The organism is Caulobacter sp. DMC95 (assembly GCF_056313785.1).
Genome location: NZ_JBQUZP010000003.1, coordinates 463895 through 490832 on the forward strand (window position 1 = coordinate 463895; position 26938 = coordinate 490832).

Annotated in this window: 23 protein-coding genes and 2 pseudogenes; 17 read left to right on the forward strand and 8 right to left on the reverse strand. The window is 66.9% G+C overall.

The genetic code is table 11. The features are described 5' to 3' along the window. The first annotated feature begins 8 nt into the window (after positions 1-8). Positions 9-1538, forward strand: a complete 1530-nt coding sequence (locus ACT53N_RS10270; protein ID WP_476063792.1) for a cryptochrome/photolyase family protein — start codon at positions 9-11, stop codon at positions 1536-1538. Positions 1539-1541: 3 nt separating this feature from the next. On the opposite strand, the gene ACT53N_RS10275 is transcribed toward ACT53N_RS10270, so the two are convergent. Beyond that, positions 1542-2000, reverse strand: a complete 459-nt coding sequence (locus ACT53N_RS10275) for a winged helix-turn-helix transcriptional regulator (protein WP_476063793.1) — start codon at positions 1998-2000, stop codon at positions 1542-1544. Between the two features lie 94 nt (positions 2001-2094). On the opposite strand from ACT53N_RS10275, the gene ACT53N_RS10280 reads away from it, so the two are divergent. Both ACT53N_RS10280 and ACT53N_RS10285 read left to right on the forward strand, forming a co-directional pair. After that, positions 2095-2832: an SDR family NAD(P)-dependent oxidoreductase gene (locus ACT53N_RS10280; RefSeq protein ID WP_476063794.1), complete on the forward strand. Its 738-nt coding sequence runs from the start codon at positions 2095-2097 to the stop codon at positions 2830-2832. Continuing rightward, positions 2829-3470, forward strand: coding sequence for a DsbA family protein (locus ACT53N_RS10285; protein WP_476063795.1), 642 nt, complete (start codon positions 2829-2831; stop codon positions 3468-3470). Before ACT53N_RS10280 ends, ACT53N_RS10285 begins: the two co-directional genes overlap by 4 nt. A 32-nt stretch (positions 3471-3502) precedes the next feature. Here ACT53N_RS10285 and ACT53N_RS10290 read toward each other — a convergent pair. Further along, a pseudogene (locus ACT53N_RS10290) lies at positions 3503-3609 on the reverse strand (hypothetical protein); the annotation flags it as partial. A 70-nt stretch (positions 3610-3679) separates the two neighbouring features. Then, the gene (locus tag ACT53N_RS10295) at positions 3680-4135 is read right to left on the reverse strand and encodes a hypothetical protein (protein WP_476063796.1); all 456 of its coding nucleotides are present in this window, start codon (positions 4133-4135) and stop codon (positions 3680-3682) included. A gap of 211 nt (positions 4136-4346) precedes the next feature. On the opposite strand from ACT53N_RS10295, the pseudogene ACT53N_RS10300 reads away from it, so the two are divergent. Further along, positions 4347-4750: pseudogene (locus ACT53N_RS10300) on the forward strand (DsbA family protein). A 31-nt stretch (positions 4751-4781) separates the two neighbouring features. On the opposite strand, the gene ACT53N_RS10305 reads toward ACT53N_RS10300, so the two are convergent. Continuing rightward, positions 4782-6611 (reverse strand): O-linked N-acetylglucosamine transferase, SPINDLY family protein, encoded by a 1830-nt coding sequence (locus ACT53N_RS10305; protein ID WP_476063797.1) that lies wholly within the window; start codon positions 6609-6611, stop codon positions 4782-4784. Between the two features lie 202 nt (positions 6612-6813). Here ACT53N_RS10305 and ACT53N_RS10310 point away from each other — a divergent pair, with 202 nt between their 5' ends. After that, positions 6814-7473, forward strand: a complete 660-nt coding sequence (locus ACT53N_RS10310; protein ID WP_476063798.1) for a hypothetical protein — start codon at positions 6814-6816, stop codon at positions 7471-7473. Here the strand turns inward: ACT53N_RS10310 and ACT53N_RS10315 are convergent. Continuing rightward, positions 7456-11565: a trifunctional serine/threonine-protein kinase/ATP-binding protein/sensor histidine kinase gene (locus ACT53N_RS10315; protein ID WP_476063799.1), complete on the reverse strand. Its 4110-nt coding sequence runs from the start codon at positions 11563-11565 to the stop codon at positions 7456-7458. The two genes, ACT53N_RS10310 and ACT53N_RS10315, sit on opposite strands and share 18 nt — an antisense overlap. 232 nt (positions 11566-11797) lie before the next feature. Between ACT53N_RS10315 and ACT53N_RS10320 the strand changes: the two genes are divergently transcribed. From ACT53N_RS10320 to ACT53N_RS10330, 3 genes are all read left to right on the forward strand, one after another. Next, on the forward strand, positions 11798-12310 hold the full coding sequence (locus ACT53N_RS10320; protein WP_476063800.1) for a hypothetical protein: 513 nt from the start codon (positions 11798-11800) through the stop codon (positions 12308-12310). A gap of 164 nt (positions 12311-12474) precedes the next feature. Next, positions 12475-15474, forward strand: coding sequence for a sensor histidine kinase (locus ACT53N_RS10325; protein WP_476063801.1), 3000 nt, complete (start codon positions 12475-12477; stop codon positions 15472-15474). Further along, positions 15467-16111, forward strand: a complete 645-nt coding sequence (locus ACT53N_RS10330; protein WP_476063802.1) for a response regulator — start codon at positions 15467-15469, stop codon at positions 16109-16111. Before ACT53N_RS10325 ends, ACT53N_RS10330 begins: the two co-directional genes overlap by 8 nt. Positions 16112-16122: 11 nt before the next feature. Here the strand turns inward: ACT53N_RS10330 and ACT53N_RS10335 are convergent, their stop codons facing one another. From ACT53N_RS10335 to ACT53N_RS10345, 3 genes are all read right to left on the reverse strand, one after another. After that, positions 16123-16677, reverse strand: coding sequence for a helix-turn-helix domain-containing protein (locus tag ACT53N_RS10335; protein ID WP_476063803.1), 555 nt, complete (start codon positions 16675-16677; stop codon positions 16123-16125). Positions 16678-16833: 156 nt separating this feature from the next. Further along, positions 16834-17355, reverse strand: coding sequence for a Dps family protein (locus tag ACT53N_RS10340; RefSeq protein WP_476063804.1), 522 nt, complete (start codon positions 17353-17355; stop codon positions 16834-16836). Between the two features lie 104 nt (positions 17356-17459). Continuing rightward, a complete protein-coding gene (locus ACT53N_RS10345) occupies positions 17460-18665 on the reverse strand; it encodes an MFS transporter (protein ID WP_476063805.1) in 1206 nt (401 codons plus the stop codon). A gap of 250 nt (positions 18666-18915) precedes the next feature. On the opposite strand from ACT53N_RS10345, the gene ACT53N_RS10350 reads away from it, so the two are divergent. From ACT53N_RS10350 to ACT53N_RS10390, 9 genes are all read left to right on the forward strand, one after another. Further along, on the forward strand, positions 18916-19554 hold the full coding sequence (locus ACT53N_RS10350; protein WP_476063806.1) for a response regulator transcription factor: 639 nt from the start codon (positions 18916-18918) through the stop codon (positions 19552-19554). 61 nt (positions 19555-19615) lie between these two features. Beyond that, on the forward strand, positions 19616-19981 hold the full coding sequence (locus tag ACT53N_RS10355) for a response regulator transcription factor (RefSeq protein ID WP_476063807.1): 366 nt from the start codon (positions 19616-19618) through the stop codon (positions 19979-19981). A gap of 404 nt (positions 19982-20385) precedes the next feature. Continuing rightward, complete coding sequence (locus tag ACT53N_RS10360) at positions 20386-21222, forward strand: alpha/beta fold hydrolase (RefSeq protein ID WP_476063881.1); 837 nt, start codon at positions 20386-20388, stop codon at positions 21220-21222. A gap of 315 nt (positions 21223-21537) precedes the next feature. Then, a complete protein-coding gene (locus ACT53N_RS10365) occupies positions 21538-22194 on the forward strand; it encodes an isochorismatase family protein (RefSeq protein ID WP_476063808.1) in 657 nt (218 codons plus the stop codon). A 51-nt stretch (positions 22195-22245) separates the two neighbouring features. Beyond that, the gene (locus tag ACT53N_RS10370) at positions 22246-22503 is read left to right on the forward strand and encodes a DUF1427 family protein (protein WP_476063809.1); all 258 of its coding nucleotides are present in this window, start codon (positions 22246-22248) and stop codon (positions 22501-22503) included. A gap of 86 nt (positions 22504-22589) precedes the next feature. Beyond that, positions 22590-24449 (forward strand): amidohydrolase, encoded by a 1860-nt coding sequence (locus ACT53N_RS10375; protein WP_476063810.1) that lies wholly within the window; start codon positions 22590-22592, stop codon positions 24447-24449. Position 24450: 1 nt separating this feature from the next. Next, the gene (locus ACT53N_RS10380; protein ID WP_476063811.1) at positions 24451-24867 is read left to right on the forward strand and encodes a DoxX family protein; all 417 of its coding nucleotides are present in this window, start codon (positions 24451-24453) and stop codon (positions 24865-24867) included. Beyond that, complete coding sequence (locus ACT53N_RS10385; protein ID WP_476063812.1) at positions 24864-25550, forward strand: YoaK family protein; 687 nt, start codon at positions 24864-24866, stop codon at positions 25548-25550. Before ACT53N_RS10380 ends, ACT53N_RS10385 begins: the two co-directional genes overlap by 4 nt. Before the next feature lies 1 nt (position 25551). Then, a complete protein-coding gene (locus ACT53N_RS10390; protein WP_476063813.1) occupies positions 25552-26910 on the forward strand; it encodes an alginate export family protein in 1359 nt (452 codons plus the stop codon). Positions 26911-26938 lie beyond the last annotated feature (28 nt).

Genomic DNA, 26938 nt, shown 5'->3' on the forward strand with positions numbered 1-26938 from the left:
GCGACAATATGGCTGGCGCCCTGCGCCTCGTGCTGGGCGATCAGCTTTCGGACAACCTGTCGGCCCTGGCGGGGGCAGACCTCGCGCGCGACCAAGTTCTGATGGTCGAAAGCCGGGTCGAGGCCACAGCCTGGAAGCACCACAAGCAGAAGCTCGTCCTGGTCTGGTCGGCCATGCGCCAGTTCGCCGAGCGCCTGCGCGCGCGCGGGTTCAACGTGCGCTATGTGACGCTGGAAGACCCGGGCAACACTGGATCGATCGGCGGCGAGCTGCGCCGGGCGCTGGAGGCCGGCGACTTTGACCGCGTGGTCCGCACCGCCTGCGGCAAGTGGGGGCTGGAAAGCCACCTGCTCAGCCTAGACCTGCCCGTGAAGATGGAGACCCGCGAGGACGACCGCTTTCTGTGCTCGCGCGCCCAGTTCGCCGCTTGGGCCGAGGGCCGGCGCGAGCTGCGGATGGAGTTCTTCTACCGCGAGATGCGCCGCAAGACGGGCCTTCTGATGGACGGCGACCAGCCCGCCGGCGGGCGCTGGAACTTCGACGCCGAGAACCGCCGTAAGCTGCCGCCCGGCCTGCGCCCGCCCGAGCGCCTGCGCACGCCGCCCAACTCCACAACCCAGGCCGTGCTGGAGCAGGTCTCGCGCGGCTTCGACGACCATTTCGGCGCGACCAAGGGCTTTGGCTGGCCAACCAATCCGGACGAGGCGACCGCCATCCTCGACCACTTCATCGCCGACATGCTGCCGAGCTTCGGCGACTGGCAGGACGCGATGAGCTGGAACCGGCCGTTCCTGTGGCACTCGCTGATCTCGCCGGCTCTCAACATCGGCCTGCTGGACCCGCTGGATATCTGTCGTCGCGCCGAGGCCGCCTGGCGCGAGGGCCGCGCGCCCTTGAACGCGGTCGAGGGCTTCATCCGCCAGATCATCGGCTGGCGCGAGTTCGTACGCGGGATCTACTGGCTGAAGATGCCCGAATACGCCCAGCGCAACGCCCTGGACGCCGACGGCAAGCTGCCGTGGTTCTACTGGACCGGCCAGACCGACATGGCCTGCGTCGCCGACACCGTCCGCGCCGCCCATGATCACGCCTACGCCCACCACATCCAGCGGCTGATGGTGACCGGCAACCTCGCCATGCTGCTGGGCGTGCATCCCGACGCGGTCGACGACTGGTACATGGTGGTGTTCGCCGACGCCTATGAGTGGGTCGAGATGCCCAACACCCGCGGCATGGCCACCTTCGCCGACGGCGGCATTGTCGGCTCCAAGCCCTATGCGGCCAGCGGGGCCTATATCGACCGCATGAGCGACTACTGCAAAAGCTGTCGCTACGACGTGAAGAAACGCCTGGGCGACGACGCCTGCCCGTTCAACGCCCTCTACTGGGACTTCATCGACCGCCACGCCCAGCGCTTGGCCGGCAACGGCCGGATGATGATGCCGCTGCGCACCCTGGAGAAGATGCCGGAAGCCGAGCGCGAAGCGTTCCGCAAGCAGGCCAGGGCGCTGCGGGTCAAGATGGGCGTGACGGGATAGGCGTCACGGCCCCGGGAACCCCGCCCCCGCCCGCGCCTCGACCTGGCGGGCGCTGACCGGCTCGCCGCATTCGGAGCACACCTGCACGGGGTGGAAGTCGCAGCCGCAGGCCTTGTGCCGGCGCAGCACCGGCGGCCCCTCGGCCCCAGCGTAGTGGGTGTCGCCAAAGTGGGCGATGGCCATGACCACGGGATGCAGGTCCAGACCCTTCTCGGTCAGGCGATACTCGTGGCGCACCGGATTATCCTGGTACGGAACCCGCCGCAGCACGCCTTCCTCGACCAGGGTCCGCAGGCGGTCGGTGACGATGGTGCGCGAGACGCCAAGGCGCTTCTGGAACATCTCGAACCGCCGCACGCCCAAGAAGCAGTCGCGCAGGATCATCAGCGTCCAGCGGTCGCCGATCACGGCCAGCGCCCGCGAGATCGAGCACGGCTGGGCGGAGAGGTCGTCCCACTTCATCGGCGGCTCACATCGTTTCGAATGAGAGCCATTCTGCATTTGACTCCGTACAGATTCAATACGAACTTGGGCGCCGAAGACGGAGGAGGCGGACATGGCGGCGAGCAAGGGCGCGTGCCTGGTGGTGGGCGTGGGCGATGGGGTGGGAAGCGCCATCGCCAAGGCCTTCGCGGCGCAGGGCTATACGGTCTGCATGACCCGCAGGCCCCGCCACCTCGACCAGCTGGAAGCCCTGGCCGCCGAGATCAGAAGCGAGGGCCACGACGCCCGCGCCTTCGGCGTCGACGCCCGCCAGGAGGCCGACATGGTCGCCCTGGTCGATCGCATCGAAGCCGAGATCGGCCCGCTGGAAATCATGGTCTTCAACATCGGCGCGAACGTGCGCTTTGATCTCACCGAGACCACCGCCCAGGTGTTCAGCAAGGTCTGGGAGATGGCCTGTTTCGCCGGCTTCCTGGCCGCCCGCGAGGCGGCCCGCGTCATGACCCCGCGCGGCCGGGGCACGATCCTGTTCACCGGGGCCAGCGCCTCGCTGCGCGGCAAGGAGGGCTTCTCGGCCTTCGCCTCGGCCAAGGCGGGCCTGCGGGCCGTGGCCCAGAGCGCGGCGCGGGAGCTGGGCCCCAAGGGGATCCATGTCGCTCACGTGGTGGTCGACGGCGCCATCGACGGGGTCTTCATCCGCTCGATGCGCGGCGAGGTCGGCGACCTGCTGGACCAGGACCTGATCCTCAAGCCAGCCGACATCGCGCTGAACTATGTCCACCTGCACAACCAGCCGCGCTCGGCCTGGACGCACGAGCTTGATCTACGTCCCTGGTCCGAGACCTGGTGAGGAGCCCCGCCATGACCGACACCCAGAAGCCCCCCAAGAAGACCGTCGACTTCATCTTCGACTTCGGCAGCCCCAACGCCTACCTGTCGTGGAAGCTGCTGCCGGGGATCGCCGCGCGCCAGAGTGCGACCGTCAGGCTGATCCCGTGCCTCTTGGGCGGCATCTTCAAGGCCACCGGCAACCAGGCCCCGATGATCGCCTTCGGCGGCATTAAGGGGAAGATGGACTACGAGATGCTGGAGACCCGGCGCTTCGTCGCCGCCCACGGCCTGACCGCCTTCCGCTTCAACCCGCACTTCCCGGTCAACACCCTGCTCTTGATGCGCGGCATGATCGCCGCCCAGCGCATGGGCGTGGCCGAGGCCTATCTGGAAGCGATGCTGAAGGGCATGTGGGAGGACGGCCTGAAACTGGACGATCCGGAGGTGTTCGTCGCCACCGCCAACGCCGCGGGTCTGGACGGCGCGGCGCTGCTGGCGGCGACGGGCGACGCCGAGGTGAAAGCCGAGCTGGTCGCCAACACCGAGGCGGCCGTGGCGCGGGGCACGTTCGGCATCCCGACCTTCTTCGTGGGGGACGAGATCTTCTTCGGGAAGGAGCGCCTCGGGCAGGTCGAGGCGGAGCTGGCGAAGGGGTAGCGCCCCCTCCGTCCCGTCGCCTGTCGGCGCCGCGCCACCTCCCCCGCGATGCGGGTGAGGAGGACGACGGTATGCTCCTGCCCCGCTTGCGGGGGAGGTGGCTCGCTGCGGCACGCAGCGAGACGGAGGGGGCGCTTTTCTGCGGCCCGTCGCCCTCCCCCGACCTCCCAGGCGAAGGAGCCGTCCCTTCATCTCACCGCGAGACGCCCTCAGCGCGGCGTCGACGCCTCCGCAGGCTGTCTCCGCTGCCGGGCGCGTTGCGCGGCCTGGGCCCTTGCGTCGGAGTCCTTCAAGCGCTGCTTGATCAGTTGAACCAGCTCGTCCGGCGGCGCGAACGGAGGCGGCGGGCCTGGCATGCTCCTGCCCTCTGGCTTGATCATTGACACGGCGTAGCGCGTGTCGCGGGCGACTTCGAGGTCGTACCACGCCCGCAGACTGGCGCAGGCTGTCCGAGGGATGACGCTGCCGACCGGAGCCTTTTTCACGCACACTACGCGGTCCGGCTCAGCTCGGCGCAAGGCGTTCAGCTGAATGATGATCTCACTGTCCGGTAGGGTCGACTTCGCGCCCCCGCGTGCGCCTTCGACCGTCAGCGCCTCCACCACATTGGGCGCGTTCTGCGCGGCCTGGAAGGACAGAGCAGCCAGGAGGACACGTACGAGCATCATTCACCTCCCAACACACATACAGCGCGCGCAATTTCGCGCACAACAACCCGCAGGCGATAAACCTGAAAATCAACCTGTTGGCGCAAAATTGGCGATAACTTGGCGCTGATTATCAAGCTCCCCGCGCCTAGCCTCGCCACCGCTGTTAAAGGGGTGGGAGCCAATGCACCCGTGCGCCAGAACCCTTGCGACGCGGTCGGGATAGGTCATGGCCAGGAAGCGCCCTGCATCCGATACGAGTTCGAAGTTGCTGCCGGGGATCGCCGCGCTGCAGAGCGCGACCGTCAGGCTGATCCCGTGCGTCTTGGGCGGCATCTTCAAGGCCACCGGCAACCAAGCCCCGATAATCGCCTTTGGAGGCGTCAAGGGGAAGATGGACTACGAGATGCTGGAGACCCGGGCTTCGTCGCCACCGCCAACGCCGCCGGCCTCGACGGCGCGGCGCTGCTGGCGGGGACTGGCGATCCTGAGGTGAAGGCCGAGCTGGCAGCCAACACCGAGGCCGCCGTGGCGCGGGGGACGTTCGGCATTCCGACCTTCTTCGTGGGGGACGAGGTCTTCTTCGGGAAAGAGCGCCTGGGGCAGGTCGAGGCGGAGCTGGCCAGGGGATGAATTTAGGGCGGCGATGACCGTGAAGCTGAAACTAGGGCGATGGAGACAAGTCAAAACTCTCGGGCTCCAGACCGGAGAGTGCGCGGGCGTGCATGCGCACGTAACAAGCCTCTAGGTCGCGGGCGATGGCATGACCACTAAAGACTGGCGACTTGGCGACCGCCCCTTCGATCCTAGCCCTTAGGGTCGAGAGTTCCAGTTGCCCGGTGGCCAACCGAACCGCCGCATCAATGTATTCCTGGGGGCTAGAGGTCACCAATTCATCAAAGCCCAAGCTTCTGAGAACACTCGTGGCGCCGCGACCTGCGGCGCAGCGCCCGGTCAAGGTCAGCATCGGAACACCAGCGCGCAACGAGTCACTGACCGTGGTGAAGGCGCCGACGGGTAGGACATCCAAGCTCAGATCGACGCACTTAAGCCGTGACAGATGCAGCTCAGCCGGAAGGCGCGGGGCCATGACGACGCGCCTTTGGGCCACACCTCGGGCTTTGATCTCCCGTGCGAGGTTCGCCCGCGCCTCTGGACCTGGGGCCAGTATCCACAGAACAGAATCAGGAACACGATCTAGGATCTGCGTCCATATATCGAACCATTCAGGGGATACTTTGTAGGGGCTATGGAATGCTCCAAAGACGAACGCATCTTCAGGCAGATCCACCGCTGCACGACTAACATGCGCTTTGATAGACGGAGCCCGTGAATCGTTCGGTTGAAAACAATTTGGAAGACGAACAACCTTTTCGGCCGCAAAAATCTCCTCGCCCGGCGGACAAGTATTACGATCGGCAATCAGATAGTCGACGAAATTAGCCCCCATGGTGCCCGGGAAGCCGAGGTAATTTACCTGAATAGAAGCTGGCCTGTGAGCGAGTATTCCAGGACGCGCGCCCAGCGTATATCCTTTGAGATCAACAAGGATGTCGATTCCCTTCGCAGCGATCAAAGCTGCAGATTGTGCATCCGACAAATGCCCAACCTCTACGACTTCATCGAAAGCATCAAAGAGACGACGTCGGATTTCACTGCCGTCGTCGGGGCCGTAACTAAAGGCCGTTACCGAGACCTTCTCCCGATCATGTGCTTCGATCATTTCAACAATCAAACGCGCGGTTGGATGATCGTGCAGGTCACCTGAGATATAGCCAAGGCGAAGCGGCCCTTCGGATCGCCGAACTAGAGATGGAGATTGACCGCCTTCCATGGCGGCTTCCAGGCCACGGGCCTTATTGCGCGCCGCGTAGAGTTGCTGTTCGGGGCTAGCGCCTAACATCATGGCTGTTAGCGCGGGAAGTGCGTATCCATCATCAAGCAACTGCAGCAGCGCGCGCCTATCGCCTTCGAATTCTCGCCAATCGAAAATCTGACGCTTTGCAAATACGAAGTCTACGCGCGGCTCGGCTTTGTCCGGCAGAAGGCATACGAGACGATTGAGTACCCGCACGACCTCTCCAAGATGCCCCAGACGCCTAGAGATATCTACAAGCGCGGTATGGAAACCGACGTTATTGGGGAAGCGCTCTATTGCCTCAAGAGCAATCTCGCGCGCCGCTTGCATCTCACCAAGCCCACGTAGGGCTGCAATTTTTACATCGTAAAATACTTCAAGCTCAGGATTAAAGCGCACGCCTCGCGCGACGAACGATATAGCCTCATCAAAACGTCGCATTTCCAGCGCAATGCAGGCCAGCGAAGCCAACGCTCGCCAACTGCTTGCATCGTCAACGAGAATTTCCTCGAATAGAATTTTCGAGCCAATGAAATCGCGATGGTTGAATAGTTTTAGCGCAGCCTGAATTTTATAACTATGGTGAACGCTGACATTCGATATCAGAGTATTTTCGCCGGAAACGCGTGGAGACAAAACAATTAAGCTCGCAATGGCACCCCCTTTAGGGACCGGGCATATTAGCGAATGTCAAGGTCGAGCCTCCTCACGCCGTCCCATTTTGCCCCCCGCCTGCGACACGCCGCGATTCGCTCCCGGACCACGTCCTGGGGCGTACTCGTCGTTATCCGTTCTGGGTTGAACAAACCTTGGAGCGCACAAGATCGCCGCCGGCGCCTTGCCCCCGTCTACCGCCATCACCGAGGTCGTGAAGGCCGCCGACCAGACAACCTCGGTGGCGACCCTCAGCTATCTGTTCTTCACCGGCAAGATTCCGATTAAGGCCGGCGTCGAATACCTAGTCTCGACCACAGGACCAAACGCCAACAACCTCAATAGCGCCGACTACCAGACATTCAATCTGGAGAACCGCTACATCAATTTTGCCGTTAATCTCGGTAAGGTCGGCGAAGGGGCCGCCAAGGTCTCGACCCACTATGGTTCGGTGTCGCTCTTCGACGCCGCCAAGAAGGCCTATGCCGCGATCTTTGGCGGGACGCCGACCGACGCCAAGGTCCACCTGCTGATTGACGCCCGCGTCGACTATTTCGCCAGCTACGGCCAGGACGGCCCGAACGGCCTGGGAACCAAGGCCTGGCTACTGGCTGAGGCGGAAAAGGCGGACGTGGGCGTCATGGCCAGGTCCAACCCCGCCTGCCTAACCGATCTGGCCGACGGCGCCGCGCCCTTCGCGATCGACATTCTCGACCTGGCCAAGGGCCACTACAGGGCTGATTTCATCTTCGGCGCGCGGTTCGATCTGCGCGGACCCAAGCATAGCGATCGGCGAGCAAAGTCGCTCCGTCCAGCCGTTAGCGCGTCAAGTCAGCGCCGGTAGGGCGAAGGTGAAACAGGCGCCGCCGGCCTCCCGACCTTGGGCTGTCAGTGTTCCGCCGTGGGCCTCGATGATCGATCGTCCGATCGCCAGCCCCATGCCCATGCCTTTGGACTTGGTCGTGAACAGCGGCGTGAAGATCTGGTCGATCTGGTCAGCGGGAACGCCCACCCCCGTATCCTCCACGCGCACCGTCAGGCTGGCGCCGTCGACCGAGGAGCTGATCATCAGCGCCCGGCCTTCCCGAGGCTGGCCAGACAGCGCGTCGAGCGCGTTGGTGACGAGATTGAGCACGATCTGCTGCAACTGGACCCTGTCGCCCATCACTTGGGTCTGACCGGCGGCCAGATGGCAGGTCAACGTCACCGCCTGCGCCTCGACCTCAGGCTGGGTCAGGCGGACCACATCCTCAATGACCGCATCCAGCGTGAGCGGCTCCATCGCAGCGTAGTCCTGTTTCGCCAGAGCGCGGAGAGACGCGATGATCGCTGCGGCGCGCTCGGCCCCGGCCCGGATGCCGACCAGGCCCGCGACCGCCTCCTCGATGTCGGGGCTCTCGCGCCGCAACCAGCGCAGGCTGGCGTCAGCGCCGCCCAGGATGCTGGCCAGCGGCTGGTTCACCTCGTGGGCGATCGACGCAGCCAGCCCGCCCATCATGGCCAGGTGGGCCGTGCGGGAAAGCTCGGTCCGGGCGAGACGCAGGGCAGTATCGGCTTGCGACTTGCGCTCGTGGTCCGCCAGCAACTGCGAGTGGCGCTGCGCGACGCGCAAGGCCGCCGCCGCATGATCCGCCAGCAGCATCAGCGCCCGGCGGTCCGGACGCCGCGCGTCACCGGAGGGCGACGTCAGATAGACCATGCCGACCAGAACGTCGTCTTCCCGCAAGGCCACGCCCAGGCCGGCGCCTTCCGCGCCGTCAAAGATCGGCGCGTCGGCCTGTCGCAAGCGGTTGAGCATCGCCGAAGGAATCCGATCCTCGGTCGGCACCAAGGCCGAAAGGCGGATGTCGATCCCAGCCTCATCCCGAAGCCCGATAGATTCGATCATCGGGTCGCCGTCCTTCATGAGGAGAAGCATGCCTGTTGCGGCTCCAGCATGGGCGATGAAGGCCCCCAGCACGACCTTCAGCAGGCTGGGCAGCTCGGTTTCGCCGGTCATCGCGCGGATCGAGGCGAGAATGGCCGTCAGATCCGATGGACCGCGCGCCTGGCCTCCGGACGAGGCGGCCTTGGTCTCCAGCATGGCCGCCTTGGCCGCCGCGCCCCAGGCCGCGTAGTCCTGCTGGGCGGCGGCGTAGTACCGCCCCGCCAGATGAGCGAGACCCTGTTGCTGGCAGAGATCGCCAGCCAGCTCCTGGGCCAGGGCCCGCTCATGCACGAAGTCGCCAGAGGCGGCGATCGCCTCGTCGAACAGCCGCAGGGCTTGCAGAGGTTCGCCTTGAAGGCGCGCGACCTCCGCCTCAACCATCAGATGGCGATGCCCAAAGGTCGCGCGATTGCGTGACCGCCACAGGGAAAGCCTCGCGCGCAGCGGCTGGATCGTGGCGAGCGCCCGTTCGACGTCGTCGTCGCGCGCAGCGTTCAGCGCCCTGAACATCGTCAGATAGGCCAGGTCGATATGGGCTGGCAGAGACCAAGCGAGGGCGTCGGCGTCGTCCAGGGCCTTTGCGGCGCGGGCGTTGTCTCCGAACCAATAGGCGGCGATCCCCTCGTAGAGGTTTTGCCAGCAGGCGGTGGAGGCCGAGACCACCGCGCCTGTTCGCTCAGGCGATTCCGCCTCCAGGCCCCGTTGCAGGCGCCGGATGAAGTCGTGCTGGGCCTGGATCAGAATCTCGATGTCTCGGAAACCCAATCGGCGCGCGAACGCGATACCCTGTCGCGCGTCCCTTTCCACGGTGGCGAGCGGCCAGCCCATCTGGATCAGGTCCGAGACCAGGTGATTGCGCGCATAGCAGCTCATCGCCAGATCGCCGGCGGCCTTGGCCGCGGCGATGGCGTCATGCACACGATCCAGAGCGTAGCTGAACGGTTGGGTCCACGGGCTCAGCTGGTCCATGGCGATCAGCGTCGCCGTGCGCGGCCCCTCGAACCCGTGGCGCTCCACCAGTTCGAGCGCGGTCTGGACATAGGCGAAGCCGTCCTCGTGGCGATCATAGAAGTGGGCGATCATCACGCCGTACCAGGCCAGGCCATAGGCGCTGTTCGACGAGATCCCCTCGGCCAGCGTCAGTTCCACGATCTTGGCGACGTGGGTGAACAGCAGGCGATCGCCGGAGAAGGTCGCCACGATCAACGTCGAGAGCAGCGATGTGGACAGCGCGGTCGCCGGGTTGTCGCTGAGCGGACGCAGGGCGAAGGCGGCGTCAGGCCGATCGCCCATCATCGCGCGGATCTGCTCGGCCTGCTCAAGGCAAGCTTGCTCGGACGGCCAGCGTTCCAGCCTGTGACCCAGAAGGTCCAGGCCGGCGAGCGCCGCAGAGATGGCGGCGTCGTAGTCCGACTGAACCGTCCGCAGGACCGCGAGCAGCCTGTAGGTCTCCGCCTGGTTCAGGGCGGGCAGGTCATGCGCTAGCAGCGTGGCAAGATGCGTCTCGGCGTCCGTGAGCCGTCCACGAGTCATCAGGCTGGCGACGCTGGCCTGCTTGACGGCGATCACCAGCGCGGGACGATCCGTCCACCAGCTGGCCTTCAGCAGCGCGTCGGCGGCGTCGATGTAGGCGGCCGCCTGCTCAAGCGAGCCGCTGATCGTCGCCAGATCCGCCGCACGGCGCAAGGTCGTGGCGAACCGCAGGCGCGCGCCGCTCCGCAGGTGGTCCACCGCTTCGCCATCGACCGCCTTCAGGATCAGGCCGGCGACCCGCAGGCGTTCGCCGGGCCGCTCGGCGGCGCGAGAGGCCAGCAGCAGTCGCGCAGCGCGCGCGTGCTGGGCGGGGCGCTCATCCAAGGGCGTCAATTGGCGCGCGGCTTCCTGGACCCGGTCATGGGCGAAGCCATATCCCTGTTCCACGGGCCGTATCAGACCCTGGGCCAAAAGGCCTTCTGCAGCGCTCTCCAGTGCAGCCGCCGGAAGCCTTGCGAGCGCAGCCAGCAGGGCAAGCTCGGCGTAGCCGCCCGCGATATCCAGCGCCGCGACCACGGCCCGTTGGGCGGGTTCGAGATTCTGCAGCTTCTCGGTCAGGAACGACCGGACGTCTTCAGGCGGACTGGCGGGCGTCGTCGATCGGATCGACGCGACCTCTGCGCTCTCTTGATCGGCCCGCTCCGAGCGCAGAAGCTGCTCGATGAAGAAGGGATTGCCCTGAGTCCGGACGTGCAGGGCGCTGGCCCGGCGGATCATCTCGTCATCCGACAGGCCCTCGCGGCCAAACTGGGCCAGGATCTCAACCGTGTCGGCGACCGAAAGCGGCTGCAGACAGATCTCCGTCATCGGCAGAGGCAGGGCCATCAGTCGCGCCAGCCAATCCTCCGTCAGCGTGCTCGCGCCGGTCTCGGAACTGCGGCGCGTCAGCACGATCAGGAGGTTCGGCGGCGGCGCCTCCGCAAGGGCCAACAGCACATCAAGCGTGGCGGGATCCGCCCATTGGAGGTCGTCGACAAGCAGGATCAACGGTCGCCCGGGCGCGGCGAAGGCCTCGAACATCGCCGTGAAACAGCGCTGCAGGCGGGCCTGGGCCAGGGCGGGCGGCACGTCTCGCCCCCTCGGCGGGCGACCGGTCAGCACCTCGGCTTCCGGCGCCAGGTCCAAAAGCGGTCGACCTTGGGCGCCCAGGGTGGACAAAAGCCGCGCGCGAACAGACTCGAGCGTGTCGTCGCCCTCGCCCAGCACATCGGCGATCAGCATGCGCACGGCCTGGACCAGCGCCCCCAGGGTCACGCCGTCCTGCAGAAGCTCGCACTTGCCGAACGCGAAGCGGGACTGTTCCTGCGCGACCAGGGCGCGAACGCGATGGGCCAGCGCCGACTTGCCGATGCCCGGAGCGCCAGAAATCAGGATCAGCTCGGACCGGCCGCTGGCGAACACCCGGTTAAAGGCGTCCACGAGGACCGCTGTTTCGCGCAGTCGACCAAAGAGGCGTTTGGAAGGGGCAGACATCATCTAGGCGGCCCGAAAGCTTGGCGTCTCGCCTTGAGGTCTCTCATCGCGGCGCATGAAGTGGCCTCCTCGCGCCCATGACATGACAGCGTCAGGCTGCTGCGGGTTCGATCATCAGCCTAGTCGGCCCTAAGCCCAATCCCAATCCCAATCAGCGGCGGCGGGCATACCCATTTGGGTATGCCGTTCCACAGCGGCGGCTGCTTAAACGCGCTGCTTGCAAGGATGTCGGACCATGGTCTTCAAGGGCGCCGGGTCGTCGACTGGATTTGAAACGGCGCGCGGGATTCAGACACATCATGCCGGCGCCGTCTCTCAACTGGCCGGCTGGCTGACCTTGGCCTGGGGGCTTTTCTGGGCTGGCGGCGCTCGTGCGGGTTCATTGGACCCAGCCTCCTGCGCACTGGCGAACGGCGCGGACGCCAGGTTTGTCCTTGGCTGTCTGTGCGGCCTAGCGGTCGCCGGTGTGATCGGCGGCGGCTTCAGCTTGCTGAAGTCGGCGGTCGCAAGGCGGGAACAAGCCGCCATGACGTCCTGGCTCGCCCACCAGGACCAGACCGCGCGCCAGTTTCAGGATGACCTGTTTCAGGGCGTCCAAGGCTTGCTCACGACCCTGGAACTTGTGGCGCAGAGCAATCCGACGGCCCGAACCGCCATCGAAGACGCCCTGCGCCGTGCGGAAACGTTCCTGCTGGCCATGCGCGCCCGTTCAAGAGGCCCGCAAGGCCCCGACGACAAGGCGGTATGATGCAGGGGCGCTGCAGGTTCTCCATCTTGGTCGTCGTTGTGCGTATTCGCCGGGCGCTTAGGGGGACGACGGCTGTTTCGGTCGCGGCGCCACGCACCGCTCGCCTTGGGGCTGTGCTAAAGCTTTCGGTCTCTGGACGGCGCTCGCCGTGGAAGGGCCGCTTGATGTTCCACCGATACCTCGCCGGCCTTTCCGTGGCCCTGCTGCTGGCCACCAGCGTGCTGGCCAACCCCTCGCCGCAGACGATCGACCAGTTTCAGCATACGCGGTGGACGCCCCGGGAAGGCGCCCCGTGGGGCGTCAACGAGATCACCCAATCGCCCGACGGGTTCATCTGGCTGGCCAGTCCCGAAGGTCTGATCCGGTTCGACGGCGTCAAGTTCGACACCTTCACGCCACCGGGTCATGAGCCAGCGACCTCGCCCACCCTGGCGTCCATCCTGGCGACACGCTCCGGCGAGATCTGGGCGGGACTGGGCGGCTTCGGCGGCGTGGCCGCGTTTCGTGACGGCCGCATGGTCAACATGGCCATGCCCGATCCGGCCTATCTCGTCACCAGCCTGGCGGAGGATCGTGAGGGGAGTATCTGGGCGGCCACCACCCGCATCGGGGCGCCCCTGCGCCGCTATAGCCGCGGACGCTGGGAGGTCATCGGCCCGGCGTGGGGCCTGCCCGCCAATGACATCATCGGCGAGATGATCGTCAGTCCCGATGGCGCTCTGTGGGTCGCCATCAACAAGACGCTGCTGGTGTTGCCGCGCGGGACCAAGCGCTTTGTCGAGACCGGCGTTGAGGCCCTCGGCGGGGTCGGGCTGGCGATCGATCCGCGGGGGCGCGTGTGGGTGGCCGATGGCCGCGGCGTCAAGCGGGTCCCCGATATACTGGGTGGGGAGAGAGCCACTTCAAAGCAACCGAGCTACGCCCTTGAGGGGATCCGCCGACCCAAGATCCGCTTTGCGCCGGACGGCAGCCTGTGGGGCTCAACCTGGAGCGATTGGCTGTTCCGGATACGCGATCCGGAAAAGGGCGGAGAGATTTCGCGTTACAGGTCGGCGGGAGGGCTGAGGTCCGATGACTTCAGCCAGGTGTTCGTTGATCGCGACGGCACGACCTGGGCCGGCGGCCTGGGCGGGCTGGACAGCTTTGTGTCGACGGGTCTGGTCAAGGACGAGACGATCCCCTTCTCGCCCGACAGCTATCAGATGGCCACGGACGGCCAGGGCCGCATCTATGCGCTTACCAATGATACGGCCTATCTGATCCGCCCGGGCGCTTCGCCGAAGGCGTTCCTGAAATCTGATTTCCGCGCCATCTGTCCGGGCCAGAAGGGCTCGGTCTGGATCGGCGAAGAACGCCTCTTCCGTCGGATCGTCGATGGCAGGGTCGTCCAGACGATCCGAACCCCGACAACGGCCGTTGGAAACTGCGCCGAGGATCCAGAGGGCCGCCTCTGGTGGATCGATGATGCGAGCGCCATCAACCTCTACGAGGGCGGGCAATCCCGGAAACTGGATACGCTTCTTCCCAGCGGCGGCGATCAGCCCTGGGAAACCTTCAGCGACATCAACGGCCGCCCGATATTCCTTCTGGAAAATCGCGCCCTTGCGCGCGTGAAGGGGCTGACGGCGGAGGTCTGGTCTAACCAGAGGCTCGGCGTCGGCGCAACCCTGGATGCGGTCCAGGACAGTCCGTCAGGCCTGTTCGTCGCCGGCAGTTCCGCGCTGGCGCGGATTCGCGGCGACCGCATACAGCGCCTGGAGGTGCGGAGGCATCCGTGGCTGCGCGGCGCGCGGGCGATCACATGGTCGCCTGACGGCCATGTGCAGATCCTGTCCCGCGCAGGCCTTGTTCGGCTCAAGGCGGCCGATCTGGACCGGGCGTTCGATCATCCCGATCGCCCCATCGCCCATACCGCTCGGAGCCAACTGGACGGCCTGAGCCCCGGCGCGCGGCGATATGGCGGGCTCCAGGCGGCCTACGGGGGCGATGGCCGATACTGGTTCATCGCCGGACCTGGCCTCATGCGGCTCCAGCCCGGCGGTCTGGTCCGCAACCCCTCCCCGCCGCCGGTCATCATTCGCTCGCTGTCGACGGGGGATGGCGCCTATCCGGCGACGAGCGCGATCACCCTGCCCAAGGGTGTCACGAACGTGACGATCGCCTATTCGGCTCTGAACCTGCGAGCGCCCGCGATGGCTCAGTTCCGCTACAAGCTGGAGGGCGTGGATCGCGATTGGGTCAATCCCGGCCAGCGCCGTGAGGCGTTCTACGCCAATCTGCCGCCCGGAAAGCATCGCTTTCAGGTCATCGCGGCCAATGAGGACGGCGTCTGGAACAACACCGGCGCCACGCTGGACTTCACGATCCCCAAGACCTTCGTTCAGACGAACCTGTTCCTGGCGCTGTGCGGTCTGGCGCTGGCGATCCTGGCCTGGTTGGCGTTCCGGCTGCGTCTGCGCGCCGTCGGACGGCAGATCCGCGCCCGCATGAGCGAGCGTCTGGCCGAACGCGAACGGATCGCCCGCGAGCTGCACGACACCCTGCTTCAGGGCGTTCAGGGGCTGATCCTGCAGTTCCATCTGGTGGCGGAGGATCTCAGCGAAAGGCAGGCTGATCGCGCGTCGCTCGACCGTGTGCTGGACGACGCCGACAGCTTTGTCGGAGAAGCGCGCGACCGGGTTCGCGAGCTGCGCATGTCGCCGACCGGCGGCGATCTGGAAGCGGCTCTGGACAAGCTGCAGCACCCGGCCTCGACGCTTAGCGGCCGCACGATCATACGCGAAACCATCGGGCGGCCGCGCGCCCTGGACTCCACGGCCTGTGACGAGATCTCTCAGATCGTGCGTGAGGCCCTGTCGAACGCCACCCGACACGCCGACGCTTCGCAAATCACCATCCGCTCGGTCTACGGACCGCTCACCCTGCGGGTGTCGGTGGCCGACAACGGCGTCGGGATTCCGGCGGAGATCCTGCGCGAGGGTCGGGACGGTCATTTTGGTCTCGACGGGATGCGCGAACGCGGCCGTCGCCTGGAGGGCCGGGTCAAGATCGAGAACGATCCGAACGGCGGCGCCCGGGTTACCGTCAAGGCTCCCGGCGGCGTCGTGTATGAGTCCAGCCTTTGGAGACGGCTGCGCGCCTGGCCGGAGCGACATCATGGCTGAACCTGTGAAGGCGCCGATCCGCGTCCTGGTCGCCGACGATCATCCGATCGTCCGCGAGGGCGTGATCGGCATTCTGACGCGACAGGCCGACATCGATGTGGTCGGCGAAGCCTCTGACGGCCTGGAAGCGGTCGCGCTCTTCGCCAGCCTTGCGCCGGATGTCACGCTGATCGACATCCAGATGCCCGGCCTGGACGGCGTCCAAGCCATCGAGAGCATCAGGGCGCGCGATCCACAGGCTGCGATCATCGTGCTGACCACCTATCCCAGCGACACCCTGGCGGTGAAGGCGCTGCGCGCCGGGGCCAGCGGCTATCTGCTGAAGAACTGCATCCGCCGGGACCTTGTCGACACAGTGCGCGCCGTTCATGCCGGCAAAAGGGTGATCGCCTCTGAAGTCGCCCAGCAGATCGCCCTGCACGCCATCGAAGACCCGTTGAGCGAGCGCGAGATCCATATTCTGCGGCACGTCGCCGAAGGGCGCTCCAACAAGGAGATCGCCCGCCGCCTCTCGGTTTCGCCCGACACGATCAAGGCCGATCTCAAGAACGTCTTCACGAAGCTGGACGTCGACGATCGCACCGCCGCCGTCGTCGTCGCCGCGCGCCGCGGCTACATCACGCTCGAAGCGGGATAATCCGTCGACGCTCAGACCGCCACAGGCAAGCTGCGGCGACGGCGCCATTGGTGCGGGGTGATCCCCAGATGACGGCGGAACAGACGGGTCAGATGGGCTTGATCGGACAGACCGCAGGCGTCGGCGATCTGGCTCAGGCTGTCATCGGACTCCAGGATCAGGGCCTGGGCTCGCTCCAGGCGACGGCGCATGACGTAGGCGTGCGCCGTCTCGCCGGTCGTCGCCTTGAACGCGCGGCAGAAATGGCTGGCGCTCAGCCGTGCGCGTTGGGCCAGGTGCTCGACGAGGATCCGCTGGTCCAGATGGGCGTCGACGAAGGCGGCGACCTGCTTGACCTGCCACGGCGCCAGCGCCCCGCGCGCGGGCGGCGGGGCGGACTTCGGTGCTGCGGCGCGGTCGTAGACCTGACCCGACCAGACGGGGAGTGATCGCAGCAAGGCTTGCAGCTGGTTCAAGCTCTGGCGGGCGACCGCATCGCGGTCCAGCGCGCCGTCCATTTCGGCGAGCAGGCGGAAGGCGATCGGACCCAGGGTCTCCAGATGGCTTTCGACGTGGGCGTTCGTCATGTCGGGCGGCTCCAGGCTTTAATCCTGAAGCCAAACTGAGGATCGCCGCGCTTTGGGACCATCGCACCAGGGTTTGATCCGCTACCGACTTGGTCTGCTTAGGCTATGCCAAGGTATAGGCGGGCGGCGCGGGTCTCGTTCGCGCGGCGGGCCGGATCAGGCGTCGCCCGGACGACCGGCCTCGAACAGAAACCAGACGCGTCGCTCGGTCTCGTCGACCCAGGTCTCCAGAAGGCTGGCGGTGGCGATGTCTCCGCCTTCGTCGCAGAGCCCGTGGACAGCGCGCATGCGCTTGGCCAGGTCGGCGTTGTCGTCACGAAGCTCGGCCAGCATATCCAGCGGATCGACATAGTCGGCGTCGTTGTCCAGCACACGCTGAAGCCGGGCGATATGGCCGACCGATCGCAGCGTCACGCCGCCGATCTTTCGCACGCGCTCGGCGATCGGATCGGCCATGGCCAGGATCTGGTCGCCCTGCTCGTCGAGCATGAGATGGTGATCCCGGAAGCGCGGCCCCGACAGGTGCCAATGGAAGTTCTTGGTCTTCAGATAGAGGGCGAAGACATCGGCCAACAGCGCGTTCAAGGCGCCGCTGATCTCATGGACGGCCGCCTCCGCAAGGCCCGTAGGCGTGCGAAGCGGCGCGAGCCGACGTGTTTCGAGGGTTTGGCGATCCATGGCGGCGTTCTCCTGGGCCTGGTTGCGACAGGTGACCGTAGGGGCGAGGTCGGCCGGGGTCTTGGATGGGCGCGGGCGGATTTGGACAGACCCGCCATGGCGCTTCAGCGCACGCGGCGTCGCTGGACGAAAGCGCGCGCCTGAAGCGCTGTCGCGGCTGCCGCAGCGACGCCACCAAGGCCGACGACGCCAGTCCAGCCGGCCGCCCCCCACGCCAGGGTCGCCAGGGCCGATCCGGCTGATCCGCCCAAGAACATCGATCCCATGAACAGGGTGTTCAGGCGCCCCCGCGCTTCGGGACGCAGGGCGTAGACGACGTGTTGGTTGGACACCAGGGCGCTCTGCACCGCGAAGTCCAGCAGAACCACCCCCGCCACCAGGCCGGGAAGTGAGGTCCAGACGCCGAAGACGATCCAGGACACCGAGGTCAGAACCGCTCCCATGCCGATCACGGCGCGGGGTCCGTAGCGATCGGCGACCCGCCCGGCGATCGGCGCGGCGACGATGCCGATCGCCCCGACCACGCCGAAAAGACCCGCCACGTCGGCGCCCAGCCCAAAACGCGGCTGCTGCAGGCGCCAGGCCAGAACCGTCCAGAACGCGGCGAAGGCGCCGAAGAGCAGGGCCTGCGTCGCTGCGGCCAGCCGCAGTTCGGGCAGCGCGCGCCACAGGCCCGCGAGCGAGCGCATCAGGGCGGCGTAGGAAAGGCTGGCGTCGGGTCGACTGGTGGGCAAAGCCGTCCACATCAGTCCCCCGGCGGCGAGCGCCAGCGGCGCCCCCAGCCAGAACATTTCTCGCCAGCCGAAATGTTGACCAACGAAGCCCGCCACGGTGCGGCTGAGCAGGATCCCGCAGAGCACGCCGGCCATGACCGCGCCGACCGTCGCGCCGCGCTTTTCAGGCGCCGAGAGATGCGCCGCCAGAGGAACGATCTGCTGCGCCACGGTCGCCGAAAAGCCGACGACCAGCGAGGCGACGAGCACCAGGCCCGCCGTCGGCGCGATGGCGACGGCGGCGAGCGCCAGCGCGAGGATCACAAACTGGACGACAATCATACGTTTGCGTTCGATCAGGTCGCCGAGCGGCAACAGCAGAAAGAGACCCAGCGCATAGCCCAGCTGGGTGATGGTCGGGGTGTAGCGCGTCGCCTCGCCGGGAAGATCGCGCGCCATCAGGCCGAGCATCGGCTGGTTGTAGTAGATGTTCGCCACGGCCAGACCCGCCGCCAGGGCCATGGCGAAGATCAGACCTCCGCTCGCGTCTGGCGCTCGTCGAGGCGTCACGATGGGGGTGGGCTGCCAAGCGGTCATGGGGTCTTGCTCGTCGTGATCTACGGCGCTTGTGTCCTGCATTTTCTCCGAGGTCTTGGATCGCCTTGCGCCCAGACGCATATCGACGGGTGCGACACGGACCATACGATGGTGTGGCTTGCCTCAGCCGTCGCTCCGGCCCGACAATGCTCGTATGGCTTATGGAACCCACCTGCTTGAAGCTCCGGTGTGGCCGGGCGCCCGCTCGGCGACCAGGTCAGGCGGGCGTGCGATCAGGAGCGGCGAATCCGTGTCAAAACCGCCCGTGGCGCAACAAGCCGACGTCATCATCATCGACGACGATCCGTTGATCCGTCAGTCGCTGGACAGCCTCTTCCGCTCCATAGGGCTGACCACCCTGGCCTACGCCAACGGCCAGGAGATGCTGGATGCGCCAGAGCCTCTTGCGCCCTGTTGCATCGTTCTGGACGTGCGGATGCCCCAGATGGGCGGCTTCGAGTTCAGCACCAAGCTGGCCGAGCGCGGCTGGAGAATCCCCGTCGTGTTCATGACCGGGCATGGCGACATCCCCATGTCGGTCCGCGCGATGAAGAGCGGGGCCGTCGACTTCCTGCCCAAGCCGTTCCGGGAACAGGACATGATCGACGCCGTTCACGCCGCGCTGGATCACGCCAAGGCCTATCTGGCGGAACAGGCGCACGGCGCGGCGCTTCTGACGCGCTGGGAGCAGCTGACGCCGCGCGAGCGACAGGTCTTCGACGGCGTGGCGCGCGGGCTCCTGAACAAGCAGATCGCCGGCGAGCTTGGACTGTCCGAGATCACCGTGAAGCTGCATCGGGCCAGCATGCTCAAGAAGATGGGCGTCCGCACCGTGGCCGATCTGGTCAGGATTTCCGAAGCGCTGGCGACCGTGCGTGCGCACGACTAGCCCGCCGTCGTCTTCACCGCTCCGCCGCTCTGCGCGCGTCGAGGGTCAAGGGAATCCCGCCGTGTCACCAGCCGTCATTGCCGTGATCGATGACGATGCGCTGTTCCGCGCCGCGATCGCCAGCTTGATCCGGTCCTACGACTACCAAACCGCTGTGTTCGCATCGGCTACCGAGTTTCTCGCCGCGAGCCGAGAGGCGGTCAGCTGCATCGTCTCGGATCTACAGATGCCCGACCTGACGGGTCTGGACCTGGCGCGGAGCCTTCGCGCCGCCGGGGACCCGCCGCTGATCCTGATGACGGCGCACGCAACGCCCAGCACCCACCAGGAAGCGGAGGCCGCCGGGGTCCGCGCCGTGCTCGAGAAGCCGCTCGACCCGGACGTGCTGATTGCTGCGATCCAAAACGCCATCGCCGACTGCGGCTGATCAAGCCGTCACGCCGCCGGCCGCGCGTTCAAGCCCGGAACGATGAAGCCGACGTCGCGCTCCTCGCCTTTTGATAGCCCGCCCCGCCCGCCTCGTTAGGCGCTTCGGATCACACCCGGCCGACCTGCGCGCCACGCCCACGTCGATGCGCGGTCCGTTCAATCGAGCGGAAGAACCGCCAAGACGGAAACGGCGCAAAAGCCGATCTCCTTATTCCGGTCGCTGAGAAAGCCGACCGCAAAGGGGATTTCTCAATGAACAACAAAGCGTTCGACAGCGCCCACGCCTCGCGTCGCGGCGTGCTCGCCACGGGCCTGAGCCTGGCGGCGATCAGCGCCGCACCGGCGCTGCTTCCCGCCTCGGCCCAGGCCGCCCCTACGCAAGCCTCGAAAGGATCGTACAAAATGAGCAGCGGTTTCGTCACCACCAAGGACGGCGTCCAGATCTTCTACAAGGACTGGGGTCCCAAGACCGCCCAGCCGATCGTCTTCCACCATGGCTGGCCCCTGTCGTCGGACGACTGGGACGCCCAGATGATGTTCTTCCTGGCGAAGGGATACCGCGTCATCGCCCATGACCGCCGTGGTCACGGCCGCTCGACCCAGACCGACACCGGCAACGAGATGGACACCTACGCCGCCGACGTCATCGCCCTGGCCGATCACCTGGACCTGAAGAACGCCTTCCACGTCGGCCACTCGACCGGCGGCGGCGAGGCGATCCACTACGCCGCCCGCGCCAAGCCCGGCCGCGTGGCCAAGGTCGTGCTGGTCGGCGCGGTGCCGCCGATCATGCTGAAGACGCCCGCCAACCCCGGCGGCCTGCCCATGGAAGTCTTCGACGGCTTCCGCTCGGCCCTGCTGGCCAACCGCGCCCAGTTCTTCCGCGACATCCCCGAAGGCCCGTTCTTCGGCTTCAACCGTCCGGGCGCCAAGGTCAGCCAGGGCCAGATCGACAACTGGTGGCGCCAGGGGATGATGGGCGGCGCCAAGGCCCACTACGACTGCATCAAGGCCTTCTCCGAGACCGACTTCACCGACGATCTCAAGGCGGTGGATATCCCGGTCCTGATCATGCACGGCGAAGACGACCAGATCGTCCCCATCGCTGACAGCGCTCACCTGGCCATCAAGCTGGTCAAGAAGGGCACGCTGAAGACCTATCCGGGTCTGCCCCACGGCATGGCCACCACCCACCCGGAGATCATCAACGCCGACCTCCTGGCCTTCTTCAAGGCCTAGGGCTTTGGGAGCCGCCGCCATGCGGGACGGAAAGCAGGTCAATCGGCGTCGCCACGCCTGCGACTGCGGCGGCGGCGGCTCCTGGAGTTCATTGCACTGGGTGACTGTGCGCACGCCCGAAGGCGTGGTGTTCGGCCAACTTCAGATCCTTGCGCCAACCGAGGGTCCGAGCCCCGAAGAGCACCCCACAAATGGAAACAATGAATTTCATTCATTTCCATTTATGCGCCATCGTTCGACCGGCACAGTCCCCCCATCAGACACCCACCACGGCGGCCGGCGCTCGGCCCGCTGACCCCAAAAAGGACAACGCTCATGACGCTCCAAGCCAAGGCCGTTCCTGGCGCACGCCTCCTGACGCCCACCGATCACACCCTGATCATGATCGACTTCCAGTCGCAGATGGCCTTCGCGACCAAGTCGATCGACGCCAGCCTGCTGCGCACCAACGCCGCCCTCGTCGCCAGCGCCGCCGCAGGCTTCGGCGCCTCGACCATCCTAACGACGGTCGCCGAGAAGAGCTTCTCGGGTCCGATGTTCTCTGAAGTCACCGCGCCCTTCCCGGGCAAGCCGCTTCTGGACCGCACCTCGATGAACACCTGGGAAGACCAGGCGGTGATCGACGAGGTCAACGCCATCGGCAAGTCGCGCATCGTGCTGGCGGGCCTGTGGACCAGCGTCTGCATCGTCGGCCCGGCGCTGTCGGCGCTGGACCAGGGCTTCGAGGTGTTCGTGATCACCGACGCGTGCGGCGACATCTCCACCGAAGCGCACGAACGCGCCGTGACGCGCATGGTCCAGGCCGGCGCCCAGCCGATCACCTCGCTCCAGTACCTGCTGGAAATGCAGCGCGACTGGGCCCGGGGCGAGACCTACGAGCTGACCACCGGCGTGGCCAAGAAGTTCGGCGGCGCCTACGGCCTTGGCATCACCTACGCCAAGACGATGTTCGGCGCCTCGGAAGGCCACTGACCCACACCGGGCGAGGCCCTCGCGCCTCGCCCGCTTCCCCTGGAGGCCGTCATGAAACCCTATCTTCTGTCGATCGGCGCCGGCCTCTTGGTGGGCGTTATCTACGCCCTGATGAACGTGCGCTCGCCGGCGCCGCCGGCGATCGCGCTGCTGGGCCTTCTGGGCATGTTGCTGGGCGAGCAGGCTGTGCCGATCGCCAAACGGCTTCTGACCAAGGCGCCGGTGAGCGCCTACCTAAAGACGCCCGAATGCGCCGGCCAGGTGCTCGGCCCGCAGGCCGTGCCCAAGGAACCGGAGGGGCAGGCGTGACGCCGCTCAATCGCCGCCAGGCTCTGGCCCTGGGCGGCGCGCTTCTCCCCTCGTCTCTCTTCGCTGATCCCCGGAGGCCCGGCCCCATGACCGCTCAAGCCGACCTGCTGCTCGTCAATGGCAAGTTCACGACGCTCGATCGCAGCAACCCCCGCGCCGACGCCGCCCTAATCCGCGACGGCCGGTTCGCCGCCGTCGGCGAGGAGCGCGAGGTCCGCCCCGCCGCCGGACCAAACCCCACGGTGATCGACCTGAAGGGCCGCCGCGTCATCCCCGGCCTGATCGACAGCCACATGCACATCATTCGGGGCGGGCTAAACTACAACATGGAGCTGCGCTGGGACGGCGTGCCGACGCTGGCCGACGCCATGGCCATGCTGAAGAAGCAGGCCGCCAACACCCCGCCGCCGCAGTGGGTGCGCGTGGTTGGCGGCTTCACCGAGCACCAGTTCGTCGAGAAGCGCCTGCCGACCCTGGACGAGATCAACGCCGCCGCGCCCGAGACGCCGGTGTTCATCCTGCACCTGTACGACCGCGCTCTGCTCAACCGCGCCGCCCTGCGCGCCGTCGGCTATACCAAGGACACGCCCAACCCGCCCGGCGGCGAGATCCAGCGCGACGCCTCGGGCGAGCCCACAGGCCTGCTGCTGGCCCAGCCCAACGCCACGATCCTCTACGCCACCCTGGCCAAGGGTCCCAAGCTCCCGCCCGAATACCAGCTGAACTCCACGCGCCACTTCATGCGCGAGATGAACCGCCTGGGCGTCACCGGCGTGATCGACGCCGGCGGCGGCTTCCAGAACTATCCCGACGACTACGCGATCATCGAGAAGCTGCACGCGGACGATCAGCTGACCCTGCGCATCAGCTACAACCTCTTCACCCAGAAGCCGAAGGCCGAGCTGTCGGACTTCCAGAGCTGGTCCAAGCAGGTGAAGCCGGGCCAGGGCGACGACACCTATCGCCACAACGGCGCGGGCGAGATGCTGGTCTACAGCGCCGCCGACTTCGAGGACTTCCGCGTCGAGCGTCCCGAAATGCCGGCCAATATGGAGACCGACCTCGAGCCGGTCATCCGTCACCTGGTCGAGAACCGCTGGCCCTGGCGGCTGCACGCCACCTATGACGAGACCATCACCCGGGCCCTCGACGTCTACGAGAAGGTCAACCGGGACATGCCGTTCGACGGCCTGCACTGGTTCTTCGACCACGCCGAGACGATCAGTGAGCGGAATATCGACCGGATCGCCGCGCTGGGCGGCGGCATCGCCGTGCAGCACCGGATGGCCTTCCAGGGCGAATACTTCATGGAGCGCTACGGGGCCAAGGCCGCCGAGGCCACGCCGCCGATCGGCAAGATGCTGAAGGCCGGCGTGCCGGTCGGCGCGGGCACCGACGCCACGCGGGTGGCCAGCTACAATCCGTGGGTCTCGCTGAACTGGCTGGTGACCGGCAAGACGGTGGGCGGCACGCGCCTCTATCCGCCGGCCAATCGCGTCGACCGCGAGGAAGCCCTGCGCCTGTGGACCACCGCCAACACCTGGTTCTCCAACGAGGAGGGCAAGAAGGGCCAGATCGCTGTCGGCCAGCTGGCGGACCTCGCGGTGCTCAGCGACGACTATCTGACCGTTCCCGAGGACGAGATCCCCCACCTGTCGTCGGTGCTGACCCTGCTGGGCGGCAAGGTGGTCCATGGCGAAGGCGACTTTGGCAAGCTGGCGCCGGTGCTGCCGCCGCCGATGCCTGACTGGTCGCCGGTGCGGACTTTCGGCGGCTATCAGGACCGCTCGCGCGGGCATGCCCGGGCGCTGGCCAGCGCTTGCGGTTGCGCGAGCAGCTGCAACGTCCACGGCCACAACCACGCCGCCGCCCTGGGCGCGGACGCCCCCACCGCCGACGCGCGCTCGTTCTGGGGTGTGATGGGCTGCGGCTGCTGGGCGGTGTGAGGTGGCCACCCCCGCCCCCATCGCCGCCCTGCTCCGCGCGCCCGTCTTCAACCTCGCCGCCCGCGTGCTGCTGACCCTGCCCTACGGGTGGAGCGGCCTGGCGAAACTGGCGGACCTCACCGGCGCGCGGGCCGAGGCCGCCGGCCTCGGGCTCAAGCCGGCAGGGCTGGTCGTCACCGCGACGATCGGGGTCCAACTGGTCGGTTCGTTGCTGCTCATCACCGGACGTCAGGCGTGGCTCGCGGCGGGGGCGCTGGGCGTGTTCACAGGCCTGGCCACCCTGATCGCCCATCCGTTCTGGACGATCGCCGAGCCGATCGCACGTTTCCACGCGCAGAACACATTCCTTGAGCACCTGGCCCTGATCGGCGGCCTGATGATCGCCGCCGCGCTGGCCGAGAAGGGACGTGCGCCATGAGCCAACCCCGCAGCCCCTTGGCCAGCCTGACCGCCGTGGTGATGGCTTTCGTCGGCGGCTATGTCGACGTGGTCGGCTTTGTCCTGCTGTTCGGGCTGTTTGTCGCGCACGCGACCGGCAACCTTGTGATGCTGGGCGTCGGCCTGGCCGGCGACACCGGCGGTCTGGCGACCAAGCTTCTGGCGCTCCCGGTGTTTGTCGGCGCGGCCGCAGCCACCTACGCCCTGATCCGCTGGCGCAAGCAGCGGGGTCAACCCTGCGAGACGCTGGTCCTGGCGCTACAGGCCGTGTTGCTCCTGCTCTTCACAGTCCTGACGGCGCTCGCGCTGCCGGCGGCCAGCGCGGACGAACCCTTGGTCATGCTGGCGGGCCTCGTCGGCGTGGCGGCGATGGCCGCCCAGAACGTCGGCGCCCGCGCGGTGTTCGCCGATCTGGCGCCGACCACCATGATGACCGGCAATGTGACCCAGGTGGCGATCGACCTTGTCGATCTGGTGATCGCGCGCGGTCGACCGGACCCGTCGCTCACGGCTCGGATCCGCAAGACCTGGCCGCCCGTCGCCGCGTTCGCCTTGGGCGCGATCGGCGGCGCAATGGGCGTGATGTTCGCCGGTCCCTGGAGCCTGCTCGCGGGTGCGGCGGCCGTGGCGCTGCTGGCGGCGCTGTACGCCGCCCGTCGTTGAGATGAAGACCGCGTCGCTGGCCGTCGCCCTGACGACCTTCGCGGCCGCCAGCGCCGCAAGAGCCGACGACGCCCCCGCCTTCAAGCTCGTGCGTGCGGACGAAGACTATGCCCACCTCCGGATCGTCCCCGAGCGGACGGGTCTCGACCGGCTGCGCTACATCCCCCTGGGCGACGAGGCCTATCTCAGCCTCGGCGGCGAAGCGCGATGGCGGATCGACGCTACTAGCGCGCCGCGCTTCGGGCTGGGCCGCGAGACGGCCGACACCTTCGCCCTGGGACGCCTGCTGGTGAGCGGCGATCTGCACGTCGCCTCGGCCCTTCGGGTCTATGGCGAGCTTGGACTGCACCGCGATATGGGCAAGCGGGCCGCTCCCGCCCCCACTGACCGCGACGGCCTCGACGCGCAGGTGCTGTTCGTCGACCTGACGCCTGCCCCGGGCTGGCGACTGCGACTGGGCCGACAGGAGCTGCTGCTGAACCCGACCCAGCGCTTCGTCGCCGTCCGAGAGGGGCCGAACATCCGGCAAAGCTTCGACGGCGTGCGCCTCACACGAACGATCGGCAAGCTGAAACTGGACGCTTTCCATCTGCAGCCTGTTACCCCCTCGCCCGGCGTCTTTGACGACCAACGCAGTCGCAGCCAGCGCTTCTACGGCTTGTACGCCGCAACGCGGCTGTCGTCGCAGACCAGCCTGGACACCTATGTTCTGGGCCTGGAGCGCGACCGTTTGCGGTTCGGGTCGATCACCGGCGACGAGCGGCGCATCAGTCTCGGTGCGCGGCTGGTCGGGTCAGCAGGTCCGGTGGATTACGAGGCCGAGGGCGTCGCGCAGGGCGGTCGTTTCGCCGGTCAGCCGATCCGGGCCTTTGCCGCGTCGGCCGGCGGCGGCTACACCCTTGCGCGTTCCTGGAAGCCGCGCTTGGGCCTGCGCCTCGACATCGGGTCCGGCGACAGCGATCCGACCGACCAGCGGCTGGAAACCTTCAACCCGATGTTTCCCAAGGGCGCCTATTTCAACGAAGCCGGCCTGACCAGCTGGGCCAATCTGATCGCCCTGCGCGCCAGTCTAGGCCTGACGCCCGCGCGGGCCCTAGGTCTTGAAGCCAGCTACGCCACCCATCGATGCCGGACGCGCGCCGACGCCATCTACCTCCAGCCCCTCACGCCGCTCGTCACACGCTGTGGAGGGCCCTCCAAGGACCTCGGCGCCGCAGCGCAGCTGGACGGGACCTGGCAGGTGAACCGCAACCTCAAGCTCCAGGGCCAGCTGGTTCATCACACGGCGGGCGAGGCCCTCGAGATCCAGGGCGGCAAGGCCGTCACCTTTGCGACCCTGATCGCCCAGGTTCGGTTCTGATCCCGGGCCACAGGGCTCCGCAGCGTCG

Excerpts from the sequence above, each read along its gene's own strand:
- ACT53N_RS10270 (WP_476063792.1), top strand. The coding sequence starts at position 9 with ATGGCTGGCGCCCTGCGCCTCGTGCTGGGCGATCAGCTTTCGGACAAC.
- ACT53N_RS10275 (WP_476063793.1), bottom strand. The coding sequence starts at position 2,000 with ATGAAGTGGGACGACCTCTCCGCCCAGCCGTGCTCGATCTCGCGGGCG.
- ACT53N_RS10280 (WP_476063794.1), top strand. The coding sequence starts at position 2,095 with ATGGCGGCGAGCAAGGGCGCGTGCCTGGTGGTGGGCGTGGGCGATGGG.
- ACT53N_RS10295 (WP_476063796.1), bottom strand. The coding sequence starts at position 4,135 with ATGCTCGTACGTGTCCTCCTGGCTGCTCTGTCCTTCCAGGCCGCGCAG.
- ACT53N_RS10315 (WP_476063799.1), bottom strand. The coding sequence starts at position 11,565 with ATGATGTCTGCCCCTTCCAAACGCCTCTTTGGTCGACTGCGCGAAACA.
- ACT53N_RS10320 (WP_476063800.1), top strand. The coding sequence starts at position 11,798 with ATGGTCTTCAAGGGCGCCGGGTCGTCGACTGGATTTGAAACGGCGCGC.
- ACT53N_RS10325 (WP_476063801.1), top strand. The coding sequence starts at position 12,475 with ATGTTCCACCGATACCTCGCCGGCCTTTCCGTGGCCCTGCTGCTGGCC.
- ACT53N_RS10330 (WP_476063802.1), top strand. The coding sequence starts at position 15,467 with ATGGCTGAACCTGTGAAGGCGCCGATCCGCGTCCTGGTCGCCGACGAT.
- ACT53N_RS10335 (WP_476063803.1), bottom strand. The coding sequence starts at position 16,677 with ATGACGAACGCCCACGTCGAAAGCCATCTGGAGACCCTGGGTCCGATC.
- ACT53N_RS10340 (WP_476063804.1), bottom strand. The coding sequence starts at position 17,355 with ATGGATCGCCAAACCCTCGAAACACGTCGGCTCGCGCCGCTTCGCACG.
- ACT53N_RS10345 (WP_476063805.1), bottom strand. The coding sequence starts at position 18,665 with ATGACCGCTTGGCAGCCCACCCCCATCGTGACGCCTCGACGAGCGCCA.
- ACT53N_RS10360 (WP_476063881.1), top strand. The coding sequence starts at position 20,386 with ATGAGCAGCGGTTTCGTCACCACCAAGGACGGCGTCCAGATCTTCTAC.
- ACT53N_RS10365 (WP_476063808.1), top strand. The coding sequence starts at position 21,538 with ATGACGCTCCAAGCCAAGGCCGTTCCTGGCGCACGCCTCCTGACGCCC.
- ACT53N_RS10370 (WP_476063809.1), top strand. The coding sequence starts at position 22,246 with ATGAAACCCTATCTTCTGTCGATCGGCGCCGGCCTCTTGGTGGGCGTT.
- ACT53N_RS10375 (WP_476063810.1), top strand. The coding sequence starts at position 22,590 with ATGACCGCTCAAGCCGACCTGCTGCTCGTCAATGGCAAGTTCACGACG.
- ACT53N_RS10385 (WP_476063812.1), top strand. The coding sequence starts at position 24,864 with ATGAGCCAACCCCGCAGCCCCTTGGCCAGCCTGACCGCCGTGGTGATG.
- ACT53N_RS10390 (WP_476063813.1), top strand. The coding sequence starts at position 25,552 with ATGAAGACCGCGTCGCTGGCCGTCGCCCTGACGACCTTCGCGGCCGCC.